General features: G+C 33.2%; 9 protein-coding genes. 4 read left to right on the forward strand and 5 right to left on the reverse strand.

Annotated elements, in window-relative coordinates; translation table 11 throughout:
- Window positions 1-223 precede the first annotated feature (223 nt).
- The 3 genes from ACN4EE_RS20280 to ACN4EE_RS20290 all read right to left on the reverse strand — a co-directional run bounded on the left by ACN4EE_RS20280 (window position 224) and on the right by ACN4EE_RS20290 (window position 3,801).
- Complete coding sequence (locus tag ACN4EE_RS20280; RefSeq protein WP_431708316.1) at window positions 224-2,464, reverse strand: glycosyltransferase 61 family protein; 2,241 nt, start codon at window positions 2,462-2,464, stop codon at window positions 224-226.
- A gap of 197 nt (window positions 2,465-2,661) precedes the next feature.
- Window positions 2,662-3,255: a L,D-transpeptidase gene (locus tag ACN4EE_RS20285; protein WP_431708317.1), complete on the reverse strand. Its 594-nt coding sequence runs from the start codon at window positions 3,253-3,255 to the stop codon at window positions 2,662-2,664.
- A 369-nt stretch (window positions 3,256-3,624) separates the two neighbouring features.
- Complete coding sequence (locus tag ACN4EE_RS20290) at window positions 3,625-3,801, reverse strand: NblA/ycf18 family protein (RefSeq protein WP_431708318.1); 177 nt, start codon at window positions 3,799-3,801, stop codon at window positions 3,625-3,627.
- Between the two features lie 511 nt (window positions 3,802-4,312).
- Between ACN4EE_RS20290 and ACN4EE_RS20295 the strand changes: the two genes are divergently transcribed.
- Both ACN4EE_RS20295 and ACN4EE_RS20300 read left to right on the forward strand, forming a co-directional pair.
- The gene (locus ACN4EE_RS20295; RefSeq protein ID WP_431708319.1) at window positions 4,313-4,876 is read left to right on the forward strand and encodes an RNA recognition motif domain-containing protein; all 564 of its coding nucleotides are present in this window, start codon (window positions 4,313-4,315) and stop codon (window positions 4,874-4,876) included.
- 79 nt (window positions 4,877-4,955) lie between these two features.
- A complete protein-coding gene (locus ACN4EE_RS20300) occupies window positions 4,956-6,275 on the forward strand; it encodes a recombinase family protein (protein WP_431708320.1) in 1,320 nt (439 codons plus the stop codon).
- Window positions 6,276-6,380: 105 nt separating this feature from the next.
- Here ACN4EE_RS20300 and apcB read toward each other — a convergent pair whose 3' ends face one another.
- Window positions 6,381-6,893, reverse strand: a complete 513-nt coding sequence (gene apcB / locus ACN4EE_RS20305) for an allophycocyanin subunit beta (protein ID WP_431708321.1) — start codon at window positions 6,891-6,893, stop codon at window positions 6,381-6,383.
- A gap of 499 nt (window positions 6,894-7,392) precedes the next feature.
- Here apcB and ACN4EE_RS20310 point away from each other — a divergent pair, with 499 nt between their 5' ends.
- Window positions 7,393-8,556 (forward strand): HhoA/HhoB/HtrA family serine endopeptidase, encoded by a 1,164-nt coding sequence (locus ACN4EE_RS20310; RefSeq protein WP_431708322.1) that lies wholly within the window; start codon window positions 7,393-7,395, stop codon window positions 8,554-8,556.
- A gap of 367 nt (window positions 8,557-8,923) precedes the next feature.
- Here ACN4EE_RS20310 and nadA read toward each other — a convergent pair whose 3' ends face one another.
- Window positions 8,924-9,898, reverse strand: coding sequence for a quinolinate synthase NadA (gene nadA, locus ACN4EE_RS20315; protein WP_431708323.1), 975 nt, complete (start codon window positions 9,896-9,898; stop codon window positions 8,924-8,926).
- 227 nt (window positions 9,899-10,125) lie between these two features.
- On the opposite strand from nadA, the gene ACN4EE_RS20320 reads away from it, so the two are divergent.
- Entirely contained in the window at window positions 10,126-10,302 is a 177-nt protein-coding gene (locus tag ACN4EE_RS20320) for a metallothionein (protein ID WP_431708324.1), read from the forward strand.
- Window positions 10,303-10,500 lie beyond the last annotated feature (198 nt).

A 10,500-nucleotide genomic window follows, 5' to 3' on the forward strand; every position in this document is an offset into this window, starting at 1 on the left:
GATAATGAATTTACGACAGTACTCATCAGGGTTTTTAGTCAAACACGAAAACTAACTTAACTTTTTCAGTATCTCACAAATTTTTAGTATGCGTTTGCCCTGTAACAAAATGTTTCGCCAACAGGATCATTTATTGCGAAGCGAGTGATTGCATAAGACCGACTTTTTGTCAAGTTTTATATTAAGATTTATTTCGCCAACAGGATCATTTATTGCGAAGCAACTAATTGCAAAGAATCGTTAGAAGTTGTTTTAAATCATCGCAGTTTAAATAAATATCTTCAAATCGGGAGTCAGGATAAAGCAGTTGATGAAAATGTTTACTACCAATAATTTCTCCTGTTAAATAATAGTAGTCTAAATCAACTAAATTACTCACTAACCAATAACAGGGATAAACATAATTAGGTGCAAAAATTTCGATAACTTTTGTCTTTGGTGGACAAAAAACAAGGTTACTTAAACCGCTACCATGGGGAGAAATTACTATTTTTGCTTGAGATAATAATTCAGCTTGTTGCCGTACTGTTAATAATTCTAAGTTGACAATTTCAAACTCATATTTTAAAAGTAAATTTATCACTTCTTTTTCATTGATTAAACGGCGATTGCTCGATCGATCTCGACTAATATAAATTTTTTTATGGGGATTATTAACAATAGTTTGATTCCCTAAAATTTTTTCTCGCAAATATTCACAACTCCAAGACGGCATCCATGCGATCGAACCGGGGAAAGAAGGCACAATTAAATTAGTAGCTTGTATATGTAAAGGAAAAGATAAGGGTAAAATTTTTTCAGGAGGAATGCCAAAAATTGTTAAAGTTTCCCTTTGAAAATTAGTGCGATTATCGATTAAAAAATAGTCTATATCGGCAACATTAATATTAGCTAATTCTAGTAACTTAAAACGAGGTAAAATATCAAATAACCAATGAAAATAGATATTATTTAACAATCCTGCTAACACCATAACATTACCTTTTATTTGTTGAATAGGTGGTAAAAATTTTGTTTGAAAAATCGAGTTTTTGCTAGGGTGACTATCAGGGTGATTTGGACTTAAGGCAGGAGATTCGGGAGAAATATCCCCTATTAACCAGTTTTCTGGAGTTATTACCGCACTACTTCCTTCATCTTCTCGCAGATAAAAACGTCCATTTTCAATATTCACAATAAACGGTTTTGACAGTTCGATCGAGCTAGGAAAATAAAAGCTAGGATGGAGATTATTTCTATTATTTTGAGGCGGTTTTAAACGCAAAATATTATCTAAATCAAACTCACGGTAATTAGTATTAATATTTGATGTTTCTCTTACCCAATCGGCAGTTTTTATATAATAATTTTTAGGTATATTTGTAGAATTTTCTATGAGTTTTAAAGATGAATTTTTGTTAAAAATGTTAATTATTGCTTGACTTTTTTCTGGATTTATGCTATCAAGAATATTGAGATAATTAGAGATTAATTCATGACAATTTGAAGATTGTTGAGTGTAACATAAACTCAGAATTAAATGATAATAAAGAGAGTCATCCTTAACGTTATTTTCCAAGGCAATTTGATAGTAATTAATGCTTAAAAAATATTGTTTTTGCTCAAAGAATAAATGACCAAGATATAAAGCAATTTCTCCTCGATCGAGCTTATTTTTTAAGGCTTTAATAAGGTTAATATTTATAGTTAAATTTTCTGATTTATTCTCAAGGTTATTATACCAAGAAATATATTGCTCACAAAAATCATCATTAAGAATTTTTTGCCATAATGTTATCCCTAAATCTAACTTATTTTCGAGAATATAAATATAACCTAATTCTCCTAATGCTTCTTGATTATTAGGATCATTTATAATGATTTTTTCTAAATAAATTTGAGCTAAATCTGTTTGATTATTCTTAAGACAACTATAAGCTAAATTTGTTAATATTTTAAGGTTATTTGCTTCTATATTTAAACCTTGTTGATAAATTTCGATCGAACGGTTATATTCATGAATATTTTGCCATAATAATCCTAATTCTTCATAGGAAATAATTAAGTTAGGTTGTTGTAAAATCAATTCCTGCCATAAACAAATAGCCGAATCAAAATCTCCTTGCTGAGTGAATAATTGAGCTAAATTGATATAAGCAGAATTACACTGAGGATTAATTTCTAAACCTTCTTGATATAAGATAATAGCTAAATCAAAATTCTCTTGCTTAACTTGAACATCAGCCATATTAAAGATATTTTCAGCAATGATTATTAATTCTTCTTCTGAACTATTTAAGACTAAATTTAGTAAAATACTGCGATAAGTTTCGATTTCTTCTAAACATAAATAAGCAATAGCTAAATAAATTTTTAAACTATTATTATCTTCTTCACTGATTAAAATATTTTCAACAAATTCTATGACACTTTGATATTTTTCCTGTTCTAAAAAATCTTGTATTGTTATTTCTTGATTGGTCATAAAATCATTATATTTCGAGATTGCTTCGCTCCTCGCAATGACAAAGAGAATGAAAGTAAGAGACAGGTGAACAGGAAGAAGATAAAATAATGATATTTTTTGATGGGGTTGGGTTTAATATATTAAACCCCTACATTCTTTTTTACTTGCCTTTTGCCTTTCTTACTCATTACTCATTACTCATTACTCATTACTCATTATTGAACAACAGTGACAGGAACACCTAAAGAAACAAATTTAAACAGTTCTTTAATATCACTATTTTTCATTCTGACGCAACCATGAGACACGGCTTGACCGATCAAATGTTCTCCGGGTGTACCATGGAAACCGATAAAATCTTTACCATCAGTCCAAAATCCTATCCACCTTTCCCCTAAAGGGTTATTCGGACCTGGGGGAGATATTTTACCCGTCCATGGATTTTCCCAAGAAGGATTTTCGATCATCTGGATAATTTCAAATTCTCCTTTAGGAGTTTCCCAACCTTTTTTACCAACGGCGACAGGATAACTAGCAATCAGTTGATCTGCGTCATACACTTCGACTTTTTTCGCTCCCAACCTTAACACAAGTTTAACCGTTGCCACCTCATCAGGGAAATAAAGATAGGCATTGGACTCCTTTAAGGGAGGTAGGGAAGGTAAATCTATCTTTAATAATTCATTTTTTAATGCTACGATCGATTCAGATGCAACACTAGGATATACACTGGTTAGACAAAAACCCAATGTAATCAGGGAAAGAAGGGATTTTTTGCCCAAAGAACAATCAAGAAAATTGGATTTCATTTGTGGTAACTTAAAATAACCTACCGAGTGAAGTAACAAACTCTCACACACTTTTTCAATTGTATCAAAGCCTGTCTACATATTAAACAAATTCTAACAGAAATGATCTAACTATTAGACTTCTCCAGAAATTATGATTTTATTACCGTAGAACAGGCATCTTGCCTGTATTTTTGAAGATGTCTATTTAATGTGTAGATTAAAATTGCAACATTTGTAACAAAACTCAATATGTACTAATCGAGCAGGACATTTTCAAAGTCAGAATCAAAATTGATTGATTTTGGACAAGAGGACAAGTGAACAGGTAGAATTAACTACTAATTCTTATTTCTTATTTTTAATTCTTAATTCCTAATTCTTAAATTCCTACAATCCCCATTGATGTTTAAGGACATCTTTATAGACGTTTTCCCTCACTAACATCTCCTCATATAATTTAAGCAAAAATTCCTTTGCTTGTTCCCTACTCATTTTATCCACTTGAGTTTGAAAAGAACGTAAACTAAATTGTTGTTCGAGAGACAATTCCATAGAATTAGACATAATCTTAGATTCTCCTTTACTTTAGAACTAAAACCTGTTATTCTTGTATCTGGGATAAGCCGCTAACTTTCCTTGCAAAAATAACTACCTTAATGATTATCATAGCTCATTATCTTAAACTGCTCATGCTGAACAATAAGCATAAATACCTAGATCATCTTCAAAATGATAAAACCTTGAAAAAAAGTGATTTTGACAGGGAAAATGGTTAACAGAAAGATACAGCTATGATAGAATCTATTGGTTAAGGATAACTTATATATAAAAAAACTTCAGATTATTCTCAATTCAATTAAAATAATTTTTTTACAACCCAATTGATAGCAAAGCAGTTAATGATATTTAAGTCGTCAGAGAATGCTGGGACAAAATTAAATCATAAGCGATGTAGAGTTAGTTCGACTAGCAATAGTTAACTAGCTCATTTGTTGTGAATACAAGAGTTAATCTGTGGTAACTTTATAAATCTTAGAAAAATTTATTACATATAAAAAATTTGGAGGAAAACTCAATGTCTGTACGTCTTTATGTCAAGTTACCTAAAGCAGAATTGGAAAAAGAAGGTTTTGAAAAAATGTTCAGTGAATTTGAGCCTTCTTTCACAACGAAATTAATCAAAGAGCGCAAAAAAAATGAGTGTCGTGGTTTTGGTTTTGTAACTGTACCTACCGATGAAGATGCAGATTTATTCATTAGTAAATATAATAAGCAAGTTTTTGTCTATAATGGCGAACCTTTTAAAGATGAAAATGGTGCTGATTTTGTCCTTTTGATTGAAAAAGCCTTACCTCGTACCAAAGGGGAAAAAGAAGAAAACGGTGCTACTAATGAAGCTACTGAAGGGGAATCTAATGCTACCGCCGAAGTTGCTACTCCTACAGAAGCTCCCACAGTTAAACCTAGTCGCCGTGAAGGACCTAAAAAAGCTAGTACGAAAAAAACTCGTAAAAGTGGGGATAGAAAACCTAAAGGAGACAAGCCTGTTTCTGTTACTGAATCTATTCAACCCGATCCTCGTTGGGCTAGTCAATTAAGCAAGTTGAAAGAAATGTTTGCTTCTCAGACTTCCAATTAAAGGGAGTGTATAGTGAATAGTGTATAGTGTATAGTTTTTAATTCTTAATTCTTAATTCTTAATTCTTAATTCTTAAGCGTTGATTATTGCCTATACTTATACTGATCCTGTTATTGATTTTATCCCCGATCAATTTTTTTGGGGTTGTGAAGTCGATCGAGTTTATCAGGATATGGGGGAGAGAAAAGAGTTAAAAAAATTAGTTAAAGATTGTCAACAAAATTCTCCTAATTATTTATTGATTCGTAGTTTATCGGAGTTAGGAGATACCATCACAGAAATTGTCTCTTTAGTTTCTAAAATTGAAAATTATCAGATAGAAATTATCTCGATCGAAGAAAATTATAATACCAGTAAATTTAAGCTAATAAAAGATAGTAAAAATCGTAATTTATTAATTAATATTTGGGAAGAAATAGGACAAAAAATTCACCAAAAAAAGTTAGAAAAAGGTCACGGAAATAATCGTTTAAAAGTTTTACCGCCTCCGGGGAAAGCTCCCTTTGGTTATATTCGAGGCAAAGATAGTTATATTGTGAATCGATCGACTGCGCCGATTATCCGAGAGTTTTTCGATCGATTTTTATTATACGCTTCTTTAGCGGATACCGTCAGATATATTGAAAACAAATTTAATAAAAAAATTGCCTTATCTACTGCTCGTTATTGGTTAAAAAATCCTATTTATCGAGGAGATTTAGCTTATAAAAATAATATAGTTATTCCTGATACCCATACCGCTATTATAACTAGAGAAGAATCCGCCCAGATCGATCGAATTTTAAAAAGTCATCGTTTAGTTAAACCCCGTAGCGCTTCTGCAAATTATGCTCTCGCAGGATTAATCAAATGTCAACAATGCTCATCATCCTTTAGAATAAGCCATATTAATAAGAAACAATATCAAGATAAATATTTATACTTAATTCCCACTCAATGCCCTAGAGAAATTAATTGTAAAGCCCTTAAATATGACCTAATTTTTCAAGAAACCATTAACAAAATTTGTGAACAATTACCCCAACTCAGTCAAAATTTTCAAGCTCCAAATTTGCAAATAATTAAAAGAGAATTAGAAAGACAAATTTTAGAAAAAGAAGAAAATTTATTACAGATAAATCAACTAATTAAAGATAACATTTTAGACGAAGAAACAGGTAAAATAAGAAATTATAAAATTCATATAGAAATAGGTAAAATTAAGCAAAAAATAGCCCAATTACCACCAGATAACTTAACAAAAATTTCTACAGCTTTATCTAATCCTCAATTTTGGAGTGATTTATCTCCCTCTGAATGTCGTTTTTATTTACGAGAATTTATCAAAATAATTAACATTATTCCTGTTAATGAAAATAATAAAAATTGCCAAATAATCCTAGATTTTATTTTCTCTTAATGATTTTATCAGTAAACTTTAAATGCGTTCTAGTTTACTAAAGCAAAAAATTGTCATTGCGAGGTAACAAGGTTTACACCAAAAATCCGCCTCGCAATAAATTATTTACACGGAAATATCACTTAACTCTCTGGTAAGATGATCGAAAGGTGCATCCACAAAATCAGGATTTTCCATTCCCGCCTGTAAAGCCATTTCTTTGATCATTTCTTTCATGATTTGAATGCCTCTGACGGTGGGCGCTACGGGTACACCAAGAGAATTGTAGGTTTCTTTTAAACCTTGTAAAACTCTTTCATCTAATACGGTATTGTCTCCAGCTACTAAAGCATAACTAGCATAGCGAAGGTAATAATCCATGTCTCTTAAACAAGCAGAATAACGACGAGTGGTATAAGCATTACCACCAGCACGAATTAATTCGGGTACTTCTTCAAATAATTGGCGCCCTGCATTTTTAACTAATTCAGGTGAATTGGCGTTAATCATGGAAGCAACCTGTAATCTAGTTGTACCAGATTTATAATAAGATTTTAAAGAATCAAGGGCATTACGATCTAAATAACGACCGGAGACATCATAATTTTTAATTACATTAGTTACAGCGTCTAGTAACATTTTTTTCTCCCAAACAATATTTTATGATTAACTTTTTTATTTATGATCTTAATTTGATCTTGACATCAAAGCCAAAAACTATCATATCAAGATTAGCTATATATTTTTGCTAGACTCACTCATTGATCACGAAAAACGTCATGGAGAGGTTACGAAGCAATCTCCCTACGATCGAATTATCCTCATCATGGCTAAGTCTGGTGCTGTTTATAATCAATGACTCAATTTTATGATAGAGCTGAATTTAAGCAATATTTGCCCTAATATCACGTATCAATAAACTAAGTTTTTTTGGGTTACGCTTTCGCTAACCCAACCTACAAGTTAATTCCTTGTAAGTCATGATCTCGATCGAGATAGGGAAAACACTACTGTTAACTCCCCAAAAGGAAAAAAACTTATCCTTTACAATAAATGATCATAAACTGCGAAACTATTATCTTATTTCTTTACGTCTGGTGATAAGAAAAGTATCAAATCTTTACATCTTTTTAAGGTTATGAATATGAATAAATCCCTTCGTCAATTTTTTTCTCATCTTCTTGCCGTTATGGTAGGGGTAATAATTGTTTTTAGTGGAGTTCAACCCCTTATAGCTCAAAAAGCGAATGCAGATGTATTAGCTCAGGCAGATGTACCAGTCACCGCCGATAGTTTTGTCGCAAAAGCCATTGACAAAACGGGCAAATCTGTAGTCAGGATTGATACGGAAAGGGTTGTGACTCGATCGATCGATCCCATTTTTGATGATCCTTTTTTCCGTCAATTTTTCGGGGATCAATTCCGTAACCGTATGCCTCAAGAAAGAAGAGTAGCAGGGCAGGGTTCGGGTTTTATTATCGATCGAGATGGTATAATTTTAACCAATGCTCATGTAGTGAGTGGAGCAGATAAAGTAACCGTTACCCTCAAAGATGGACGTAAATTTGAAGGACAAGTCAGAGGAACCGATCGAGTTACAGATTTAGCGGTAGTTAAAATCAATCCTCAAGGGCAAAATTTACCCTTTGCTTCCCTTGGAGACTCATCCTCTGTGAAAGTGGGAGACTGGGCGATCGCCGTAGGCAATCCTGTCGGTTTAGACAATACCGTAACATTAGGCATTATCAGTACTTTAAATCGTCCTTCTTCTCAGGTAGGTATCTTAGATAAGAGAATCGACTTTTTACAAACCGATGCGGCTATTAACCCCGGTAATTCAGGAGGACCCCTCTTGAATGCCAGAGGGGATGTAATTGGTATCAATACAGCGATTCGTACCGATGCAACAGGCATTGGTTTTGCTATCCCCATTAATAGGGCAAAAGAGTTGCAACCAATTTTAGCTCAAGGAAAAGAAGTACCTCACCCTTATATCGGTATTCAGATGGTCAGATTAACCCCTGAATTAGCAAGGGAGAATAATCGAGATCCCAATACAGCCTTTATGATTCCTGAAGTGGAAGGGGTTTTAGTGATGAGAGTTTTACCCAATACTCCAGCAGAAGAAGGCGGACTTCGACGAGGTGATGTGATTGTGAAAGCCAATAATCAACCCGTTACAGACGCTAATCAGTTACAAAGATTAGTCGAAAGTACTGGACTTAATCAAACTTTGAGGTTATCTGTAGTTAGAGCTAATCAACAACTAGAGTTGAACATTCGTACAGCACAACTCAGATAAAAATGTAGGAGGTGGGCAATGCCCACCCTACGAAACTCCAATCTCCGTGAAACAGGCATTTTGCCTGTTATTGCTTATCAAAATAACCGCTTTTTTTTCGACTTTTCCCTTGACAACTATTGACTTTTTTGATAAAATTTAGATAATGGGAATATTGACAATTTTAAGTATAAACAACGAGATTTCCATTATGATCTTTATATTATCTATTATTACCAAAAATAAGAAAAAAGTCAAGGAAAATGGCAATTTTTTCTTAAATTACTCCTATTTTCTCAAACTCATTAATAAAGTTTTCTCCAGCAAAAAAAAATATATAGCAGTCAGTATTTGTTACAAGATAAAAACTAATTATGAGCAAAACCTATTAGGAAGACATTGCTAACATTTTTTGAATGGGTTTTAAGGCTTTGATTCTGACGGCTTCGGGGATAATAATTTCTGGAGTGCGATTTTTTAAAGCTAAATAGACTTTTTCGAGGGTATTTAACCTCATATAAGGGCATTCGTTACAAGCACAGTTATTTTCTGGAGGTGCAGGAATAAATAATTTCTGGGGTGCGTCTTTTTCCATCTGATGAATTATACCCGGTTCTGTGGCAATAATAAACTCCCTAGAAGCACTTTTGAGGGCATATTTTAATAATGCCGTGGTTGAACCAATATAGTCTGCATGGCGTAAAATGGGAGTTTCACATTCAGGGTGTGCCAAAATTTCTGCTTGGGGATGTTGCACTTTTAACTGAATCAGTTTTTTCTCAGAAAAAGTCTCATGGACTATACAACTACCATCCCACAATACCATATCTCGTCCTGTCTGTTCCATCACATAACGCCCTAAATTTTTGTCGGGGGCGAAGATAATGGGTTGATTTTCGGGAATTTGTTGCACAATTTTAACAGCATTTGAACTGGTACAGATAATATCACTAAGGGCTTTTATTTCTGCGGTACAGTTAATATAAGAAATGACGATATGCTCTGGATATTGGGCTTTGAATTGGGCAAATTTATCAGGAGGGCAACTATCAGCTAATGAGCATCCTGCTTCCAAATCGGGCAATAAGACTAATTTATCAGGGTTGAGGATTTTGGCGGTTTCTGCCATGAAATGCACCCCTGCAAATAAAATCACATCGGCGGATGTCGTCGCTGCCTGTTGAGACAATCCGAGGGAGTCTCCTATATAATCTGCTATGTCTTGGATGTCCCCTTCTTGGTAATAATGGGCTAATATCACTGCATTTAGCTCTTTTTTGAGTTGTTCGATCGAGCCAAATAAATCATCGGGAATATGGTTTAAAGAGGTTTGATTGGGGGCAATAGTTGCAGTAAACACCATTAAGAGTTATCCTTCAAATAAGTTATCATTTTTATTCTACCCCAATTATAGTATTTTTTACCATAAATAAAAAAAATAAACTGTATTTTAATAGCTTTTTGACTTTTTGAGCAAACCTCAATTATTAAATTTTTATGAATTTATGAACAGTTATTCAGATTTTAAACTATAATGAAGAAAAGGCTGAACGATCGTTCAGATATTGATTAAAAAGGAGATTGTCAAATATGACTACTGCGACTGTTACTCAAATGAAATGTGCTTGTCCTTCTTGTCTATGTATAGTTGACATAACAAGTGCGATACAAAAAGATGCTCAGTATTTCTGCTCAGATGCCTGTGCAAATGGACACAAAGAAGGTACAACTGGTTGCGCCCATAATGGCTGTGGATGTCACGGTTAATTAACAATTAACAATTAACAATTAACAATATTAACCTCCTTACACGGTGAGTTATTGATTAACCCCCTTCTTACTCATTACTCATTACTCATTACTCATTACTCATTACTTCTCAAGGCTTCGCCAGTCACCCAAGGGTATAAAAGCTGCCCAATGCACAGGATGACTGAAGTTTTCACTGTTTAACATCTCTAATTG

The organism is Geminocystis sp. CENA526, assembly GCF_050753365.1.
In the GTDB taxonomy this organism is placed as follows: domain Bacteria; phylum Cyanobacteriota; class Cyanobacteriia; order Cyanobacteriales; family Cyanobacteriaceae; genus Geminocystis.